Source organism: Mucilaginibacter sp. GW821-FHT07H05 (assembly GCF_059418485.1).
The window spans coordinates 273,077-290,468 of record NZ_JBWKPY010000005.1 but is presented as its reverse complement, the minus strand read 5'-3'; the positions used below and the strand labels follow the sequence as shown (position 1 = coordinate 290,468).

Annotated in this window: 19 protein-coding genes; 10 read left to right on the top strand and 9 right to left on the bottom strand. The window is 44.0% G+C overall.

Features of this window, described 5'->3' with window-relative positions:
* Positions 1-332: 332 nt before the first annotated feature.
* Both tnpA and AC07M6_RS15270 read right to left on the bottom strand, forming a co-directional pair.
* Positions 333-794, bottom strand: a complete 462-nt coding sequence (tnpA, locus tag AC07M6_RS15275) for an IS200/IS605 family transposase (protein WP_494890841.1) — start codon at positions 792-794, stop codon at positions 333-335.
* Positions 795-908: 114 nt separating this feature from the next.
* On the bottom strand, positions 909-1,223 hold the full coding sequence (locus AC07M6_RS15270; RefSeq protein WP_494890839.1) for a hypothetical protein: 315 nt from the start codon (positions 1,221-1,223) through the stop codon (positions 909-911).
* A gap of 143 nt (positions 1,224-1,366) precedes the next feature.
* Here AC07M6_RS15270 and AC07M6_RS15265 point away from each other — a divergent pair, with 143 nt between their 5' ends.
* The 3 genes from AC07M6_RS15265 to AC07M6_RS15255 all read left to right on the top strand — a co-directional run bounded on the left by AC07M6_RS15265 (position 1,367) and on the right by AC07M6_RS15255 (position 3,603).
* Entirely contained in the window at positions 1,367-1,948 is a 582-nt protein-coding gene (locus AC07M6_RS15265; protein ID WP_494890837.1) for a NanQ anomerase/TabA/YiaL family protein, read from the top strand.
* A gap of 249 nt (positions 1,949-2,197) precedes the next feature.
* Complete coding sequence (locus AC07M6_RS15260; RefSeq protein WP_494890835.1) at positions 2,198-2,857, top strand: protein-L-isoaspartate(D-aspartate) O-methyltransferase; 660 nt, start codon at positions 2,198-2,200, stop codon at positions 2,855-2,857.
* A gap of 170 nt (positions 2,858-3,027) precedes the next feature.
* On the top strand, positions 3,028-3,603 hold the full coding sequence (locus AC07M6_RS15255; protein WP_494890833.1) for a pentapeptide repeat-containing protein: 576 nt from the start codon (positions 3,028-3,030) through the stop codon (positions 3,601-3,603).
* A 201-nt stretch (positions 3,604-3,804) separates the two neighbouring features.
* Here the strand turns inward: AC07M6_RS15255 and AC07M6_RS15250 are convergent, their stop codons facing one another.
* Positions 3,805-4,746: an MBL fold metallo-hydrolase gene (locus AC07M6_RS15250; protein WP_494890832.1), complete on the bottom strand. Its 942-nt coding sequence runs from the start codon at positions 4,744-4,746 to the stop codon at positions 3,805-3,807.
* A 92-nt stretch (positions 4,747-4,838) separates the two neighbouring features.
* Here AC07M6_RS15250 and AC07M6_RS15245 point away from each other — a divergent pair, with 92 nt between their 5' ends.
* The 3 genes from AC07M6_RS15245 to AC07M6_RS15235 all read left to right on the top strand — a co-directional run bounded on the left by AC07M6_RS15245 (position 4,839) and on the right by AC07M6_RS15235 (position 6,484).
* Positions 4,839-5,228 (top strand): RidA family protein, encoded by a 390-nt coding sequence (locus AC07M6_RS15245; protein WP_494890830.1) that lies wholly within the window; start codon positions 4,839-4,841, stop codon positions 5,226-5,228.
* Positions 5,228-5,575 (top strand): DUF1801 domain-containing protein, encoded by a 348-nt coding sequence (locus tag AC07M6_RS15240; protein ID WP_494890828.1) that lies wholly within the window; start codon positions 5,228-5,230, stop codon positions 5,573-5,575. Before AC07M6_RS15245 ends, AC07M6_RS15240 begins: the two co-directional genes overlap by 1 nt.
* Positions 5,576-5,896: 321 nt before the next feature.
* On the top strand, positions 5,897-6,484 hold the full coding sequence (locus AC07M6_RS15235) for a fasciclin domain-containing protein (protein ID WP_494890826.1): 588 nt from the start codon (positions 5,897-5,899) through the stop codon (positions 6,482-6,484).
* Between the two features lie 386 nt (positions 6,485-6,870).
* On the opposite strand, the gene AC07M6_RS15230 is transcribed toward AC07M6_RS15235, so the two are convergent.
* Positions 6,871-7,761, bottom strand: a complete 891-nt coding sequence (locus AC07M6_RS15230; RefSeq protein ID WP_494890824.1) for a 3-hydroxyacyl-CoA dehydrogenase family protein — start codon at positions 7,759-7,761, stop codon at positions 6,871-6,873.
* A 149-nt stretch (positions 7,762-7,910) separates the two neighbouring features.
* Between AC07M6_RS15230 and AC07M6_RS15225 the strand changes: the two genes are divergently transcribed.
* From AC07M6_RS15225 to AC07M6_RS15210, 4 genes are all read left to right on the top strand, one after another.
* Positions 7,911-10,922 carry a SusC/RagA family TonB-linked outer membrane protein gene (locus tag AC07M6_RS15225; RefSeq protein WP_494890823.1) on the top strand — a complete coding sequence of 1,004 codons (3,012 nt, stop codon included), beginning with the start codon at positions 7,911-7,913 and terminating at the stop codon, positions 10,920-10,922.
* A 5-nt stretch (positions 10,923-10,927) separates the two neighbouring features.
* Positions 10,928-12,445: a RagB/SusD family nutrient uptake outer membrane protein gene (locus AC07M6_RS15220; protein ID WP_494890821.1), complete on the top strand. Its 1,518-nt coding sequence runs from the start codon at positions 10,928-10,930 to the stop codon at positions 12,443-12,445.
* A 12-nt stretch (positions 12,446-12,457) separates the two neighbouring features.
* Positions 12,458-13,003, top strand: a complete 546-nt coding sequence (locus tag AC07M6_RS15215; RefSeq protein ID WP_494890819.1) for a hypothetical protein — start codon at positions 12,458-12,460, stop codon at positions 13,001-13,003.
* A gap of 85 nt (positions 13,004-13,088) precedes the next feature.
* Positions 13,089-13,748 carry a hypothetical protein gene (locus AC07M6_RS15210; RefSeq protein ID WP_494890817.1) on the top strand — a complete coding sequence of 220 codons (660 nt, stop codon included), beginning with the start codon at positions 13,089-13,091 and terminating at the stop codon, positions 13,746-13,748.
* On the opposite strand, the gene bioD is transcribed toward AC07M6_RS15210, so the two are convergent.
* From bioD to AC07M6_RS15185, 5 genes are all read right to left on the bottom strand, one after another.
* The gene (gene bioD, locus AC07M6_RS15205; RefSeq protein ID WP_494890815.1) at positions 13,743-14,351 is read right to left on the bottom strand and encodes a dethiobiotin synthase; all 609 of its coding nucleotides are present in this window, start codon (positions 14,349-14,351) and stop codon (positions 13,743-13,745) included. The two genes, AC07M6_RS15210 and bioD, sit on opposite strands and share 6 nt — an antisense overlap.
* On the bottom strand, positions 14,348-15,469 hold the full coding sequence (locus AC07M6_RS15200; RefSeq protein WP_494890813.1) for an aminotransferase class I/II-fold pyridoxal phosphate-dependent enzyme: 1,122 nt from the start codon (positions 15,467-15,469) through the stop codon (positions 14,348-14,350). Before AC07M6_RS15200 ends, bioD begins: the two co-directional genes overlap by 4 nt.
* Before the next feature lie 74 nt (positions 15,470-15,543).
* Entirely contained in the window at positions 15,544-15,909 is a 366-nt protein-coding gene (locus AC07M6_RS15195; RefSeq protein ID WP_494890811.1) for a hypothetical protein, read from the bottom strand.
* A 191-nt stretch (positions 15,910-16,100) separates the two neighbouring features.
* On the bottom strand, positions 16,101-16,484 hold the full coding sequence (locus AC07M6_RS15190) for a hypothetical protein (protein WP_494890809.1): 384 nt from the start codon (positions 16,482-16,484) through the stop codon (positions 16,101-16,103).
* Positions 16,485-16,549: 65 nt separating this feature from the next.
* A complete protein-coding gene (locus AC07M6_RS15185) occupies positions 16,550-17,329 on the bottom strand; it encodes an XRE family transcriptional regulator (protein ID WP_494890807.1) in 780 nt (259 codons plus the stop codon).
* Between the last annotated feature and the right edge of the window lie 63 nt (positions 17,330-17,392).

Below are 17,392 nucleotides of genomic sequence, written 5' to 3'. Positions count from 1 at the left end.
TTATTGACAATGGTACCCCGTCAGGGGTTCAAGGTTTGTAGAAAATTGCCACCCACGCCAGCACCCCGTAGGGGCGCAAGGTTTGTGTTAAATAGGGTTACATCTCACGTTATTCACAAACCTTCAACCCCTACGGGGTTGTTAAATTCACTTCTATTTTTCTACAAACCTGTAACCCCTAACGGGGTTAGGATAATGTCAAAATATAGGCTTGCATGTCTTACTTATGTAAGCGAAGTCCGGTAGGAGTTCAAGGTTTGCAGAAAAAATATCAACGGCTGGCTGCACCCCGTAGGGGTGCAAGGTTTGTGTTTAAATATAAAAGACCGGCTTTATTCAGGAAGCTTAAAGATATATCGTTCGTCAAAATCAACATCGAAATTAACCAACATTTTTTTGTATTCATCTAAAAAACTAATTCGCTTGTGATGTTCTTGTTGGTTCATAATATATTTAACAACGCTGTCAATCTGCGATTTGCTGTGGCTGAATGCTCCGTAACCTTCCTGCCACAAAAACTTCGATGGCGTAAGATTATTAGTGTTGATCCATTCGGATGATTCGCGTTTTACGTTCCGCATCAAATCGGAAATAGATTGATTGGGGTTTAATCCCACAAACAAATGCAAATGATCGGGCATGTTGTTAATAACAATTAATTTATGCCCATGATTTTGAACAGTTGCAGATATGTATTGTCGTAAGCGTTCATCCCAATCAGTTTGAATTAAAGATGCACGGTATTTTACAGCAAATACGCAATGAATATAAAGCTGAGTATAGGTATTTGGCATAAGTATAGCGACACAAACCTTAAACCCCTGATGGGGTTGTTAAATTTACATCTTTTTCTACAAACCTTTAACCCCTAACGGGGTTGGGATAATTAGCATCGCTACCTGTCTCAACTATTGCCTCACAATGCCCGTCAAATGGATAGTGGTCAGCTTCGTACCCCAACCGCATATAAACTTTTCTTCTAAAATATCAGCATCAATAGTCACTTTTGATTTATCTACTTTAAACTCGTCGGCCAGGTTATCGGGGTGATAGGAAATACCATCAACATTAACCGTCCAACTACAACCGTCTGCAGCAACTGCCCCGCTATTATAAACAGTAGCGTTGGTTTTTACCAGATGCGTTGAATCACTTTTATCTTTTTTACAGGCTGCAAAAACTATGCAGGCTATCACCAATGGCAGTATTTGTTTGATTTTCATATTGGGTTTCAGTTATATACATTACGCCAAAAACAAGGTTAACGCTACATAAATCCCAAACTATAATCATGTAATTACCTTGCTACATACCACAATAATATCCCGGATTAACTATATTTATCACCATCAATTACTAACCCCAAATGAAGAAAATTTCGATATTACTACTCCTGTTGTCGGTGGCCGTATACACCGCCCATGCCCAGGCCGATGCCCAAAAATGGTTTAAAGCGCGCGCGTATCTCAATGGTTTGAAACTGGTCCCGCATGAATCTACCGATGCCGCCGAATTTGCCCGCCAGTACGCGGCCAATAAAGATCAGTGGGACAAAGCATTCGCTTACCTGAAAAACACCGATTTGGACAAGATCCCGCCGGGCAAGTATCCTATAGAAGGTACCGACCTAATTGCATCGATCACCGAAACACCTACCAAGGATTTTGAGAAAACCCAATGGGAATCGCACCGAAAAGTGATAGACCTGCAATATGTGATACAGGGCGCCGAGAAGATCAGTGTGTTCCCCGTGGCTAAGGCTAAGGTAACCGTACCATACGATGAAACTAAGGACGTGGCCCGCTATGAAGCCGAGGGAACCGTTTACACTGCCGTACCCGGCACTTTCTTTTTGTTTTTCCCGGGTGACGCGCACCGCCCAAGCATTAAGGCCGATGGCTTTGATAAGGACAAAAAAATTGTGATCAAAATAAAGTATATGCCGTAGTTTTCTACCAACCAATCGTCCCGATGGGACGGGAATTGTTGCAAATCATTACCAATCAATGTCCCATCGGAACATCTGGTTGGTAGCAATGAAACCAAACGAATATTCCCGTTCCATCGGAACGTTTGTGATACCATATTTACTTGCGATGTGCAGAAATAAAGAGGTACTTATATTCAGATATTTAACCAAAACAGGCTATTCCGGTAAAGAAATAGCCTGTTTTTTTTGTCTAAATTAGCACCTGTAATGGCGTATAAATTTATTGATAATTACAGGGAAAAGGGAGCGCGCAAGCGCCTGGTGGAGATACTGAGAAAAAAAGGCATAGCCGACGAACGCGTGCTGGAGGCCATTGGTAAAATTCCGCGGCATTACTTTTTTGATGAAACCTTTTGGGCACAGGCCTACAAGGATATCGCCTTCCCGATTGGCGAAGGGCAAACCATATCGCAGCCTTATACCGTAGCCTACCAAACCGAATTATTACATATTAATAAAGGCGATAAGGTATTGGAAATTGGTACCGGATCGGGTTATCAAACCTGCGTGCTGCTGGAGCTTGGCGCTAAAGTTTATACCATTGAGCGACAGGAAAAGCTGTTTGAACGCACCCGCTGGGTATTGCCCAATAAAATGGATTATAAGGCGCACTTTTTTTTAGGTGATGGATCCATCGGCATTGCGGCCCATGCGCCTTATGATAAAATAATTGTAACGGCCGGCGCGCCAACTGTGCCGGGCGTATTACTGAAGCAACTGAAGGTAGGCGGCATGATCGTGATCCCGGTTGGCGACGCGGACTCCCAAAAAATGGTGACGGTACTAAAAGTTGGTGAAAACGATTACGAGAAAATGGAATTGGATACCTTCCGGTTTGTGCCTTTGGTTGGGGATAAGGCCTGGTAGGTCTGTACAACTTTAAACACAGCGTGTCATTTCGACGAACGGAAAAGGGCAGTGCGAAAGGGTGAGGAGAAATCTTCTACGTGCGATAGGCATATCGTATAAGATTTCTCCTCACGCCACACACATCCAGCCCGGTTCGTTCGAAATGACATAGTTATTATTAGGAAAGAATGGATGCCTTAACATACGACGATAAAAAATTTGAAGACCAATCCTTTACCGAAATGGTGGTTAAGGGGCGCGAATTTCAAAGCTGCACTTTTAAGCGCTGCGATTTTACCGGTGCCGATTTTGGCAGCAACAAATTCCTGGATTGCATTTTTGATGGCTGTAACCTGTCGATGATCAAGCTAAACGGCGCTACGCTGAACGATGTGCAGTTTAAGCATTGCAAAATATTGGGCGTGCTGTTTTACGAGTGCCAGGATTTTTTGTTCAGTGTTAGCTTTGATACTTGCATGATGGATTATTCGTCCTTTATGCGCAAAAAGATGGTGAAGACTAAATTCAGCAAATCATCCTTAAAGGAAGCTAATTTTACCCAGACTAACCTTGCAGGTTCGGTGTTTGAGCAATCGGATTTAGCCGGTACTATTTTTAATCAGACCGATCTGTCGTCGGTTAACTTTACCAGCGCGTATAATTACAGCATCGATCCCGAACTGAATAACGTAAGCAAAGCCAGTTTTAGTTTGGATGGGGTAAGCGGCCTGCTGGATAAGTATGGGATTAAGATAACACCCTAAGAAGCAAGGTGTCATGCTGAGCCTGTCGAAGCATGGTGGGCAGGCCTCCGCACGCACCCTTCGACATGGCAGGTTTTTAATTCCCCTCTTGAGAGGGGGTGGGATGGCAGGGGTGTGTCATTACCGATATGCAAATCGCCGAAAGGACACACCCCTCCGCCCCTCTCAAGAGGGGAATCGCTCAGCCCCGCTTTTTAACGCTTACAGCCCCACCCGCTGCCCAAACTGCGCGATATGAAATCCATTACGCAATACCGTTAAAGCCTCCTTGCTTTTGGGATTAATAACCGGGTTGGTGTGGTTAAAGTGAATAAAGTAAACCTTACCCTTTTCCCTTGCAGGTAAGGCCGACAATAACTTCATCGATTCGATGATAAACGGATGCGGTATCTCGGCAATATTACGGGTTTGGATCTCATCGCCGCTGTAAAAGGTGCCATCTACAAAGGCGTAATCTACCATCGATATTTCATGCGCGATATCCTTATTCCACAGCGCCCACTTATTGATATCGGGAATAAATAAAACCTTTTTGCTGGGACCTGCTATAAGGTAACCTACCGTTTCAGACAATTCATCGCGGTGTGGGACCATAATGGGGGTTACTTTGATATTACTGCTTAAAACCAATTGCTGTTCGTTTTGCAGGGGCTGGATCGCGATGTTGTTCAGGTTTACCAATTGGCTCCACGGTCCATTGGTTTCTAAAAAGGTTTTCATGCGGGGCATCGCGTAAGTGGTCACGCCTTTACTATTGATGGCTTCCCTACCTAAATACATCAGGCCGGTATAATGGCCGATATGTGCGTGGGTAATAAATATGCCGTCGGGCATTTCCTTTTGCTGGAAGCCCGAAGCACGCTTTAACATTTTGGCCTGTGCAGGCATATCCGGTGTGGCTTCAAAAAGCCAGGTTTGCTTGTTTTGCGGATCTATCAAGCCTAATGATACCACCTTACGGCGATAATCGGGGTGGCTGAACAAATCCCTGCAGCAGCTTTTATTGCAGCCGATATGGGGCGAGCCGCCATCCTGTATGGTACCTAAAACCATTAGGCTTACACCCGGTGGTTTTACCGGCTGATAGGCAGAAAGTAGCAGGTATAAGATTATAGCGGCGGCTAAGCGGGTTATTTTCATCATCAGAATAAAGCTAAAGAAAATCGTATAACCATAATGATAATATTATTCATAAATTGTACTCATTAACCACCATCACATTTACTCCTATTATCATGACAACTAAAACCAGTTTTAACGCAACTAAAGTGCCACGCTTTAATCCGTTTATACCGCATGCCGTAATTGCTGGTAACCTCATTTTTGTTTCAGGCACAACGGGGGTAGATCCGGCTACGGGCAAATTAGTCGGTGCCGGTTATGAGGAACAGGCCATGCAGGCTTTCCATAACCTCCAAACCATTTTAGCGGAAGCTGGAAGCGATATCAGCAAAGTGGTAAAAACTACGGTATTTATGGTAACAGGCGCCGACAGCGATTTCGCTATCATTAACAAAGTGTATAGCACATTTTTTCCAACTGAGCCGCCTGCCCGCAGCGCGCCACAGGTGATGCCTTTTCCCGGCGGTATCCTGATATCGGTGGAGTGTATTGCCGTGGTTTAATGCTTAGTCCGATAGACCAATATTTCCTGCAGAAGGATGAACCCGTAAAAGGTTGCCTCCAATTTTTACGCGAACATATCCTGAAGCAGGATACCCATATTACCGAAACCTGGAAATACGGTATGCCCGTTTATTGCTACAAAGGGAAAATGTGTTGCTATTTATGGGTGCATAAAAAGTACCATCAACCTTATATCGGTTTTGTAGAAGGCAAACTGATTGATCATCCCGATTTGCTGCAGGAAAAGCGCGCCCGCATGAAAATACTGCTGGTTGATGCCACACAAGATCTTCCAATGGATAAAATAGACGGCATCCTCAATACCGTAATAGCGCTATACAAATAACTTAACCGATCATTTCAAATCCCGGGAAGGGTCGCTGTGTTTCAGCTAAACTATTCAGCGGCGGGAAATCAGCTATGAGGATCATTTTTCCCAAATAGCCAATATATTTTACGCCTATATCGTCAGTGTTAGATTAACCCAAAAACCGCTCTTTTACAGCGGATTGGCACTTTTTTATAAATCCTGTGCCAATAAACTGAAAACAATTCCGTTTCAGTTAAGTTATAGTTAATGAAATTGCAGCACAGTTATATAAAAAGGAGTACTATAAAGAGACAGCTACTAATTGTTTAATTAATCGAAATCTAAAAAAACAGAAACATGAAAAAGTCCTTTTTAATAGCCGCTGCGTCTATGTTATTTTGTGTGGCAACCAGCCAGGTAATGGCCCAAACCGACACTACAAAAAAGCAGGCAGATACTACAAAAAAAGCAACTACTACTACCCCGCCGGCTAATGCAGCTACTGATGTGGTTGGCGCTTTAAACAGCAATAGCGATTATACCACCGCGGCCCTGGCCGTAAAGGCAGCCGGACTGGAAAGCATCCTGAAAACTGGTGGCCCTTATACTATATTTGCGCCCAATAATAACGCGTTTGCCAAGCTGCCCGCCGGCCAGCTGGATAGTTTGATGAAAGACCCTGTTAAACTGGGTACTTTGTTAAAAGGCCATATTGTAACCGGTAAATATGCTAAAGCTGATATTATTAAAGCATTAACCGCCGGCAAAGGCACAGCATCGCTGACTACCCTTGACGGGAAAACATTAACACTTTCTATCAGCAAAACCAGTACGCTGCAATTAACCAACGCAGCGGGAAGTATTACCGAAGTAACGCTTTATGATTTGATAGGCGGCAATGGTATTGTAAATGGCGTTAACAATGTTTTAGCGCCGTCTAAGTAATATTTTCTAATAAAAAAGGAAGCCCCGACTTAAAGATCGGGGCTTCCTTTTTTATTTTGATTCAGGAAAATTTTGGAAGGTAATTACAACACGGCAGGCAGGTTCGCAAGCCAATGCCCGCCGCGTTTAATTTCAAATCTCTCAGCACTAATCAATAGTTTAAACAAACCTTGGTCCGCAGGAACCCCTGCGGAGGGGAAAGGGATATTTAATCTAATTCGTTTAATAGTTAATTAAAAGGTATTAAACCTAAGGCAAACCCAATGCCATGATGCAAAACTTGCTTTTTGGTGTATAATACCCCTATTTATATTAACTGTGGAGAAATAAAAGGGGTAAGGTTTTACACGGATTGGGGAATTGAGCCCCATCTCCCAAAGGGTTAATTATTTGCTAAACTTATCAGCCACAACCAATTCTTTACTGCCGGCTGTGTACTTATAAAAGCCGCTGCCCGATTTTGCACCTAAATGCCCGGCCATCACCATATTAACCAATAGCGGGCAGGGCGCATATTTTTGATTGCCCAGGCCATCGTATAATACATTTAATATAGCCAGGCAAACATCCAGCCCAATAAAATCGGCTAATTGCAGCGGGCCCATGGGGTGGGCCATCCCCAATTTCATTACGGTATCAATTTCGTGCACGCCGGCTACCCCTTCAAATAAAGTATAAACCGCTTCATTAATCATAGGCATTAAAATGCGGTTGGCCACAAAGCCGGGGTAGTCATTCACCTCAACAGGTACCTTGCCCAGTTGGCGGCTCAGCTCCATCACCGTATTAGTTACTTTGCTGGTTGTGGCATAGCCGCGTATCACCTCTACCAGTTGCATTACGGGTACAGGGTTCATAAAGTGCATACCTATTACATTACCCGGATTTTTGGTTACCGCTGCAATACGGGTAATACTAATAGATGATGTATTAGTAGCCAGGATGGTACCGGCACCGCACAGGTCGCTCAGTTGCTTAAATATGTCCAGCTTAATCTCGGGGTTTTCGGTGGCGGCTTCAATCACCAGTCCGGCATCTTTTACGGCAATGGCCATGTTGGTGCCGGTAGTAATGTTGCCGAGTGTTGCTGTTTTTATCTCATCGGTAATTGTCCCTTTTTTAACCTGCCGGTCTAAATTAGTGGCGATGGTTTGCATAGCCTTTTCAAGCGCTTCGGTTTTCATATCAACCAATTGCACTTTAAAACCGCTTTGGGCAAACGTATGCGCAATACCGTTTCCCATAGTGCCCGAACCTATTACTGTGATGTTTTCCATATTTATCGATATAATATATTTTTATAACCTATAACCAATATGGTCATAAAATTGCAATTGTTTTAATATTTGTTTGACATTTTTGTTACAAATATAATTTTCTGTACATTACAGTTTCATAACTATTATTTAACAAAAACTAATCAAAAATGAAGAAAAATTTACTCAATCTTCTTCTTCTGAGTTTTTTTGCATTTTCAAGTGCATTTGCTCAAAGCAGAAAAATTACGGGTAGTGTTGTTGGTGCCGATGACGGCCAGGCGCTGCCCGGAGTTTCCATTAAAATTGTGGGCACCACACAAGGTACGCAAACCAATGCCGATGGAAATTTCAGTCTGAATGTTCCAGCCGGTGCAAAGTCACTCCAATTTTCTTATTTGGGGTACAGCACTACTACGGTTGCCATTACTTCGGCTACTGTTTACACTGTAAAATTAAAATCGGACAATAAAGCGTTAAGCGAAATTGTGGTTACCGGTTACGGTGTGCAGCAGAAAAGAGAAGTGACAGGCTCTATCGTATCCCTGAAGGCCGTTGATATTGAAGACAAACCTATACAAACGCTTGACCGTGCTTTACAGGGCCGTGCAGCGGGTGTGCAGGTAACTTCAAGCAGCGGTCAGCCGGGTGGCGGCTTATCTGTAATTATCCGCGGTACAGCTACTATTAACGGTACCACCCAGCCACTTTACATTGTTGATGGTGTTCAGCTTTCAACAGGCGGCCTGTCGGGCCAAACATCGGTTAACTCCCTTTCATCCATTAACCCTGATGATATCGAGTCGATCGAAGTTTTAAAGGATGCGGCATCTGCGGCCATTTATGGCTCGTTAGCGGGTAATGGTGTGGTAATTATCACCACCAAACGTGGTAAGGTAGGCAAAACCCAGATAAACCTATCGGCACAATACGGACAGGCTAAAAACTATAACCCGTACAAAACCGTTAGCGGCTCCGACTACTTTATGCTGCAAAAGGAGGCTTACGAAAACTATAACCAGCGTATAGGTAACGCACCCGGTGTAGGAACAGCGGCGGCTATAACCGCGTCGTTCCCAAGCGGTGTTTTACCTGCTACCATACCAACTTACGATTATGTAAGGGGCATTACACAAACAGGCAAGGTATCACAATACGATCTGTCGTTTAACGGTGGTGATGCAAAAACCAAATTTTTTGTAGCCGGTTCATATAATAATACACAGGGTACTATTATTAACTCATCATTTACACGTGGTACATTCCGCGCCAATGTTGATCATAAAGTGTCCGACAATTTTAGCCTGCAGGCATCCATCAACTTAACCGGATCGGGCGAGGCCGGCCCGTCAACAAACTCGGGCTTCTTTACCAATACGCCGTTTACAGGCGCCGTGCTAACATCGCCTATAAACCCCATTTATAATGCCGATGGCACATACAATACAGCAACTGTAGGTATTAACGCCGGCAATAACATTATACAAAACGTAGTACAGGAAGTGCGTACAGCTGGTACCTTCCAAACTGTAAGCAACCTGGGCTTAACTTATAATATTTTACCAGAGCTATCATTCAGGGCATTTGGCGGCCTGGAGTTTTCTGATATCCGCGATTTAAACTACCGCCCGGCCACCATTCCTATTTACGCCCCGCTTGGCTCGGGTGTTGAAACCTACCGCCGCAACATTAACTACAATACCAGCGGTACCTTTAACTACAGCAAAAGGTTTAATGGCATACACAACTTCTCGGCCTTAGCGGGTTTCGAGTACCGCTCGGTAACCAACCAGGTAGAGTCGGCCTCGGCACAAGGCTTTCCAAGCCCCCTGCTGATTTTAGTGAGCAGTGGTTCAACCCCTACAGCTGCAACTTCAACCTTTACAGGCTTTAGGGTTGCCGGCTTTTTAGGTAATTTAAAATATGATTATAAGGGCAAATACCTTTTCTCGGCCAATGTACGCCGCGATGGTTCATCAAGGTTTGGCCCTAACCATAAATATGGTACTTTCTACGGCTTCTCGGGCGGCTGGAATATGGTTGCTGAAAACTTTATGCGCGATCTTACCTTCATCAGCCAGTTAAAGCCACGTGTTAGCTACGGTGTTACCGGCAGCCAGCCTGGTACCGATTTTACGGGCTTAGCCCTATACGGCGGTGGCGGCCAATATGGCGCTCCGTTAGCGGGTGGTTTAAGGCCTTCACAACTGGCCAACCCCGATTTCACCTGGGAAAAATCAACACAAATTGACTTTGGTTTAGATTTCGGTTTCCTGAACAACCGTATTACCGGCCAGTTTGATATTTATCGTAAAAAGAATACCGACCTGATATTAGGTTTAACCTTACCGGGCGATTCGGGCTTTACCTCATACACTGTAAATGCCGGGGCTGCGCAAAGCGAGGGTATCGAAATTCAATTGGGTACGGTTAACCTTGACGGTAAGTTTAAGTGGAGCACCAACTTTAACATAGCATGGAACCGCACCAAGTTGCTGCAACTGGTTAACGGCCTGCAGCAAACAGGCACCTTTACTTATACCGTAGGCAGCCCGCTGCAAAACATTTACACCCAAAAATGGGCCGGTGTTAACCCGGCCGACGGGCGCCAGATGTTTTATGATATTAACGGGAACATCACTTATTCGCCAAAAACAACCGACGCCCGGATTATTGGCAACCAACTACCCCGTTTTTATGGTGGCTTGGGTAATACCTTCTCTTATGCTGGTGTAAGTCTGGATGTGTTATTTCAATACCAATACGGCAATAAATCGTACCTGCAAACCCAGCAATACCTGGAAACATCCGGCGATTTGGCCAACAACCAAAGCATAAACCAATTGAGCAGGTGGACCACTCCGGGGCAAATCACATCTGTACCACGCCCTTATGTAGGCAGTACAGGTACCGAGCCGGGAGGCGTTAACGTACAAACCCTGTCAAGCAGGTTTGTTGAAGATGCATCTTACATCCGTTTAAAACAAGTAATGTTAAGCTATAAATTGCCTAAATCGGTAACCGAAAGCATGAAATTAGGTTCGGTATCAATATTCCTGCAGGCATTAAACCTGGCCACCATTACCCATTACAGGGGTGATGATCCGGAAAATACGGGTAACAACTTAAACTTCTATCCTAACGCGAGGACTCTTACCGCCGGATTAAACGTTAAATTCTAAAAGACATGAAAATGAACAAGAAAATATTTGTAATATATCTAACCATCGCACTGTCGTCGCTTACCGCGTGCAAAAAGATATTAGATATACAGCCAAAAAATCAAATCAGCACAGATGCTGCTTTAAAAGATGTTAATGGTTATTATGCGGTATTGATATCAGTTTATGACAGGCTGCAATCATATACCTACTGGGGACGTGATATGGCCCTGGAGGGTGATTGCCTTGCCGATAATATCTATACGGTATCGGCGCTGGCCGGCGGACGTTATGTAACCACCAATACCAATACACGTGGTGCCATTTATAACATCTGGACACAGGCCTATGCCGCCATTAACGATTTAAACAACATTATTGCCGGTATTGACGCTGCACCAGCCGTTGGTAATGCCCAACTGCTTTTACAGGCCCAGGTTAAAGCCGAAGCCTACGCACTTAGGGGCATGATCTATTTTGATATTGCCCGTGTATATGGCTACGAGCCCAATAAGGTGCCAACCAGTGGATTAGGTTCGGGTTTTGACAAGAGCGCCGTTTTACGCTTAACACCAACTACAGCTTTTGGCGATGCTACTTCTATTAACCGCTCAACCATTACACAAACCTATACCCAAATAGAGAGCGATTTTACCAAGGCCATCACTACGTTTAAAGCCAGTTATCCGTTTATTGCTACTCAAACCGGGAATTATAAAAGACCCGTAAATCCTTACCATATTAATGAAAGCGCTACGCACGCGTTTTTAGGTAAGCTTTATTTGTATTGGGAAAAATACCCCCAGGCTGTTACCGAATTTGATAACGCGCTTGATCCGGCAATAACACCCAATACCTTAGCGCCAATTACAGCGGGTACTTATACTGCGGCATTTAAAAAGATCCCGAACCCTGAATCGTTGTTAGAGTTGTATTACAACCAATCGGTTGAAGTAGTGGGTGTAACCGGTAGTAACGACGCGCCTTTTACCTATACACAACCAACAGGTTATAACTCATCTAACTTATCAACTTTTGCAGGCCAGACAGCATCGGCCGAACTGGTTGCACTTTTTGAAGCAACTGACGACCGTAAGGGGATGTTCTTTAACAGCCGTACCACTACCAATGCCAACGTTTATACCTGGGCCAACAAATACTCGGGCGCTGGCGGTGCGTATACCGATAATATCCTGATGATGCGTTATTCGGATCTTATTTTAATGAAGGCTGAAGCTTTGGCCAACCAAACACAATATACTGCCGCTGCCGCGCTGGTTACTACCCTGCGCGCCGCACGTAACGCAACAGCAGCTGTGCCAACCGATGCTTCCCTGTTAGCTTTTATCCAAACCGAAAGAAGAAGAGAATTATTTTTTGAAGGTCATCGCTGGTTTGATTTGAAACGCCTGGGTAATGGCATTACCAAACCTGCTTTAACTGCCGTTGGTACCATAGCCGCTACCGATTACAGGATACTGGCTGGTTTACCGGCTGCCGAAGTAACTTTAAACCCGGCACTGCCACAAAACCCTAACTATTAATTTAAAAGCATTATGAAAAGAAATATCATTTATACAATTTTGGCACTGGCGGTTTGCGGTTTAATAAGCAGCTGCCTCCCCGAAAAGGCTGAGACTGGCCTTACCTATAAAGGCCCAACTGTGGTTGAAACAAAAAATCAAACTTTGGGGCAACTTACCGCGCAGTTAAACGCCAGGGGCATATATACAACTACTGCCCAGTCTGATTCAACAAGGACGATCCTGATTAACTCGCGCCCGGTTGATAGTATTTTGGTGCAATTAGTTGGCCCGCAAAGCAGCAGCCCAATTGATATCAATTATACTTTACGTACTACCCCAACCACAGGTACTATAGTAGCCGCGGTTGAAGGTGTTAACTTCAATTTCCGTACACCAGGTGCCCGCAAAGTTACCTTTGCGCCAAATACATCGCAGGCATACATTATTATTGATGTAATACCTAACAGTATGACAGTTGTAGGTACACAAAGAACCCTTGGTATTGATTTGGTTGGCAACGCCGATATTAAGCCAAGCGTTAATTACAGTAAGTTTATTGTTACCCTAAGGCGATAAGTTTTTATCAATCATTTACAAGGAGTGTTGGAATTAAGTATATTTACTTTCAGCACTCCTTTTTTATATTACATATGGAGATATTATGAAGAATTTAATTAAAGCCAGCCTAATCATAGTTCTCTTTATTTCGGCCATAACCAGTGAGGTAAAGGCGCAGTTTGTAAGCGATATTAACGGACGCCCCTACAGGTTGAAGGAATATACCGATATTGAGGGCTCCCCCTATTTATATGACGACTGGGCAAGCGGAACGGTTAAAATTGCCAATGCGCAGGTGTTTTCAAACCTTTACTTAAAATATAACGAGCTGGAAGGTAAACTATATTTTAAAGGGAAAACAGGCGAGGTTTTAGAATTTGTTGATCAGGTTGTTGAGTTTACGATCAGCAATAAAATAATTACAAGGCACTTTAGCAGTTATCCGGGCAATAAGCCAAACGATATCGCCTATTATGAATTACTTGCTGATGGTAATACAAAATTGTTTAAACAACCGGTTAAGGAAATACAGGAAATAAAGGTATATGGTTCGGCAGTTTCAAGCAAAAACTTTATAGCGGTTGATAAATATTACCTTTTAACCGGCGGCAAAATGATCCCAATAAAAAAGGATAAAAAGTCGGTAATAGCGGGCATTGGGAAAAAGCAGCCTGAACTGGAAGCCTATATCAAAACAAATAGCCTTAACTTAAAGGATGATGCCGACCTGGCTAAATTGATCGAGTATTCAAACTCGTTATAGATCTATTTTCTGACTTCGTATGCTGTTTCTGTCGATAACCGGCATATGAGTGATATGGCAGACGGCAATCTCGTGCCTGGTTTGCTCGCGGATAATGTTCTCGGTATACTCATCGGTATCCCCGTTAAAAACAATAGCGCGGATATGGATGCCCCGCCCTATCAATGCCTCTACCGATAACAGCGTATGGTTAATACTCCCCAGGTAATTCCTTGAAACCAGTATCACTTCGGCATCCAGTTTTCCTATCAGGTCAATCACCAGATGGGTATTATTTAGCGGCACCATCAGTCCCCCTGCCCCTTCAATAATCAATTGGTTATCTGTTTTGGGTACCCTGATCTTTTTGAAATCAATCTCCACCCCATCCAGCGCGGCAGCCTTGTGCGGCGAGAAAGGTTGCGTGAGGCGATAAGCTTCGCGATGAAAAACGGATACGGGGTTGCTGACCAGTTGCTTTACTTTAATGGTGTCGCTATTGTCCAGGTCGCCGGCTTGTATGGGTTTCCAATAGTCGGCCTGCATCTGCTCAACCAACATAGCCGATACGATGGTTTTACCCACATCGGTACCAATACCTGTAACAAAAATTGGTTTCATCATTCCCCGAAATTATTAATTATGGCGAGCAATCCGCTAATTTCCTGCCCGGTATTGTAGGTATGGATACAGATGCGCAAGCGCTCGGCACCTGCGGCAACTGTCGGACTTAATATCGGCCGCACATCAAAACCATTGCTTTGCAGTAAGCCGGCTAATGCTTTCGCGCTTTTGTTACTGCCCATCACCAGGCACTGAATGGCGCTGCTGCTGAGGATTAACTGGTAATTACCATTATGGAAGCCATTTTTAAAAAACGCGATATTGCTTTGCAGCACTTGTTGTTCCAACCCGCTTTGCTGCAATAAACCATAAGCCATTTTTACCGATGCTAACTGATGAAAAGGAGCAGCGGTAGTATATATAAACGAACGCGAAAAGTTAATGAGGTATTGCCGCAACACATCGCTGCCTAAAACAATAGCCCCATGGCATCCTAAGGCTTTGCCAAAGGTTACCACCTGCGCAAATACTTTATCCTGCAGGTTTAGCTGATGCACAAGCCCCAGGCCAAAAACGCCGGTAGCATGGGCTTCATCAACAATCAGGTGTGCATTATATTTTTGTACGATCTCTGCTATTTCTAACAATGGCGCCATATCCCCATCCATCGAATAAACACTCTCCACGCCTACATATATATTGCCTTTAGCCTGCTTTAGCTTATCTTCAAGGCTATCTATATCATTGTGCTTAAACTTATACCTATCCGCATAACTTAAGCGTGCGCCGTCTATAATAGAGGCGTGCACTAATTCATCTGTAATAATGGTATCGCCGCGTTGCGGCAGGGACGAGAATAGCCCCAGGTTGGCATCGTACCCCGAATTATACATTAACCCGCCCGGGTAGCCATGCACAGTTGCAATTTCCGCTTCCAATTCTTCGGCGTAAATAGTATTACCTGCCAGTAATCTGGACCCTGTTGAACCAGTAAGAGCAGCAGGGTAATTGGAAAGTTCCAAGTCAATAGTTACTATCAAATCCACCGAACGGGCAAAGCCCAGGTAATCGTTCGAGCAAAAATCTATCAAACCGCTTTCGGGCTTCAGCATGCGGTAATTACCCGCGTCCCGCCTTTCCTCCAGTTTAATTTTGATAAATGCTTCGGCCTTGCTCACTTCAAATAATTTGTGCTAAAATAAAGAAAGCGGCCCAAAAGCCGCTTTCTATTATTCATTATATTAAAATGAAATTATTTTACCGGAGGTGCCGGAGGAGGAGGGGGAGGAGTACCGCCGCCACCGCCCTGGCCGCCACCACGCTGACGCATGTTAGCTTGCATTTTGTCAAATTCAGCTTTTTGCTCGTCGGTTAACAATGCTTTGATCTTGGCATTGGTAGCTTCGCGCATTGGGCCAAATGCAGCTCTCATAGAAGACATATCGCCGTTGGCTGCTTTCATCAAACTGTCTCTCTTAGCAGCTTGCACTGTTAAAATAGCAGTTACTTTGGTTGTTTGATCATCTGTAAGTTTTAATGAAGTTTGGTACATTTTTGCCTGATCTTCAGGTTTCATACCCATGCCACGGCCGCCACCGCCACCCTGGGCGAAGCTCATAGCTGTTGCTCCGATTACGAAGCAGCATACTAACATTAGTTTTTTCATATTCAGTTTTTAATTTAGTTTAAAATAAAGATACTTATGCCCGCTAATAGGAACAATATTTATGCTAAAATATTGCGTAACATTCCTGTTAAATAAAAGAAAGCGGCTTTTGGGCCGCTTTCTTTTATCAATATTCCATTAAATTATTTTGCAGGAGGGGGAGGAGGAGTACCGCCGCCGCCCTGGCCACCGCCCATTTTGGCGCGCATTTCTTCCATTTGTTTTTTCCACGCAGCTTTCTGCTCGTCTGTTAAAATCGCGTTGATCTTTTCAGTGGCTTCCTGACGCAACGGGCGCATGGCTGTTCTGTCGGCACCAGCTTTCATCAAACTGTCTCTTTTTGCTGCATTAGCCGTATAAATAGCTGTTACTTTAGCTGTTTGGTCATCTGTTAACTTAAGAGATGCCTGTAGGTCTTTTGCCTGCTCTGCAGGGGATTTTTGCGGGCCGCGGCCACCGCCACCCTGGGCGAAGCTCATTGCTGTTGCGCCTATAACGAAACAGCATACTAACATTAATTTTTTCATTATTTATCCAGTTTTTTAAGTTTAGATAAAGATATACCCTTATAGTTTAATAGCAACCTTGTAACTTAATTGTTGCTGTTCTTTTGCAGGTCGGCAATGGAGCGCTGCATTTGCGCCATCATGCCGGTTAAATTCTCCATCGTAGGCTCAGGGGCCGGTTCGGGCAGGTGGGTACTGAAGTAACCTTTAGCCTTCCATATTTCCAGGATATCCTCGCCGTTAATATCATAAGGGTCGTAAACCGGGTTGTCCGATACCAGCTTCAGTTTCTTATTATCCTTAAACTTATTAGCAATGCGCTTATATACCACACCTTCGGTTTTTGATACTACTACATAGGTATCACCGGGTTTAATATCCGTCCAGCGTTCCAAATACTCTCCTATTATAATACTGCCCGATTGCAGCGGCAGCATCGAGTCGCCGCTGATCTCGAAAGCGCGATAAGTTCCCTGCTTAAACATAGGCAGGTAAAACTTAGGCAGTTTAGCCACATATTGCGGGTCGGCGTAGCCGTTGAGGTAACCGGCGCTGGCTTTTACGGGCACCATTTCAATATTCTCGTTATCTTCCTTATCTACAGTGATGCTCAGGATACGCAGGTTATTAGGATCGCCTTTGGGTTTGGGCGCCCAGTTCTCGTCGATAGTTTCGTTAATAAAGTCGTCTAAACTAACGTCAAAGTATATCGCTAATTTTTTTAGCAGATCATATTTAGGGTCGGCCCTATCTTCTTCATAAGCCCCTACTAATGAGCGTTTTATACCAACTTCGTCGGCGAAAGCCTGCTGGGTTAAACCTTTTTTCTTGCGTAAAAACTTAATATTTTGTGAAATAATTGACATAAAATTTGGATTTACTAAATTTATTAGTATTTTTATGCTCATAAAATTAGTAATAAAATCCGA

Excerpts from the sequence above, each read along its gene's own strand:
- tnpA (WP_494890841.1), bottom strand. The coding sequence starts at position 794 with ATGCCAAATACCTATACTCAGCTTTATATTCATTGCGTATTTGCTGTA.
- AC07M6_RS15270 (WP_494890839.1), bottom strand. The coding sequence starts at position 1,223 with ATGAAAATCAAACAAATACTGCCATTGGTGATAGCCTGCATAGTTTTT.
- AC07M6_RS15265 (WP_494890837.1), top strand. The coding sequence starts at position 1,367 with ATGAAGAAAATTTCGATATTACTACTCCTGTTGTCGGTGGCCGTATAC.
- AC07M6_RS15260 (WP_494890835.1), top strand. The coding sequence starts at position 2,198 with ATGGCGTATAAATTTATTGATAATTACAGGGAAAAGGGAGCGCGCAAG.
- AC07M6_RS15255 (WP_494890833.1), top strand. The coding sequence starts at position 3,028 with ATGGATGCCTTAACATACGACGATAAAAAATTTGAAGACCAATCCTTT.
- AC07M6_RS15250 (WP_494890832.1), bottom strand. The coding sequence starts at position 4,746 with ATGATGAAAATAACCCGCTTAGCCGCCGCTATAATCTTATACCTGCTA.
- AC07M6_RS15245 (WP_494890830.1), top strand. The coding sequence starts at position 4,839 with ATGACAACTAAAACCAGTTTTAACGCAACTAAAGTGCCACGCTTTAAT.
- AC07M6_RS15240 (WP_494890828.1), top strand. The coding sequence starts at position 5,228 with ATGCTTAGTCCGATAGACCAATATTTCCTGCAGAAGGATGAACCCGTA.
- AC07M6_RS15235 (WP_494890826.1), top strand. The coding sequence starts at position 5,897 with ATGAAAAAGTCCTTTTTAATAGCCGCTGCGTCTATGTTATTTTGTGTG.
- AC07M6_RS15230 (WP_494890824.1), bottom strand. The coding sequence starts at position 7,761 with ATGGAAAACATCACAGTAATAGGTTCGGGCACTATGGGAAACGGTATT.
- AC07M6_RS15225 (WP_494890823.1), top strand. The coding sequence starts at position 7,911 with ATGAAGAAAAATTTACTCAATCTTCTTCTTCTGAGTTTTTTTGCATTT.
- AC07M6_RS15220 (WP_494890821.1), top strand. The coding sequence starts at position 10,928 with ATGAAAATGAACAAGAAAATATTTGTAATATATCTAACCATCGCACTG.
- AC07M6_RS15215 (WP_494890819.1), top strand. The coding sequence starts at position 12,458 with ATGAAAAGAAATATCATTTATACAATTTTGGCACTGGCGGTTTGCGGT.
- AC07M6_RS15210 (WP_494890817.1), top strand. The coding sequence starts at position 13,089 with ATGAAGAATTTAATTAAAGCCAGCCTAATCATAGTTCTCTTTATTTCG.
- bioD (WP_494890815.1), bottom strand. The coding sequence starts at position 14,351 with ATGATGAAACCAATTTTTGTTACAGGTATTGGTACCGATGTGGGTAAA.
- AC07M6_RS15195 (WP_494890811.1), bottom strand. The coding sequence starts at position 15,909 with ATGAGCTTCGCCCAGGGTGGCGGTGGCGGCCGTGGCATGGGTATGAAA.
- AC07M6_RS15190 (WP_494890809.1), bottom strand. The coding sequence starts at position 16,484 with ATGAAAAAATTAATGTTAGTATGCTGTTTCGTTATAGGCGCAACAGCA.
- AC07M6_RS15185 (WP_494890807.1), bottom strand. The coding sequence starts at position 17,329 with ATGTCAATTATTTCACAAAATATTAAGTTTTTACGCAAGAAAAAAGGT.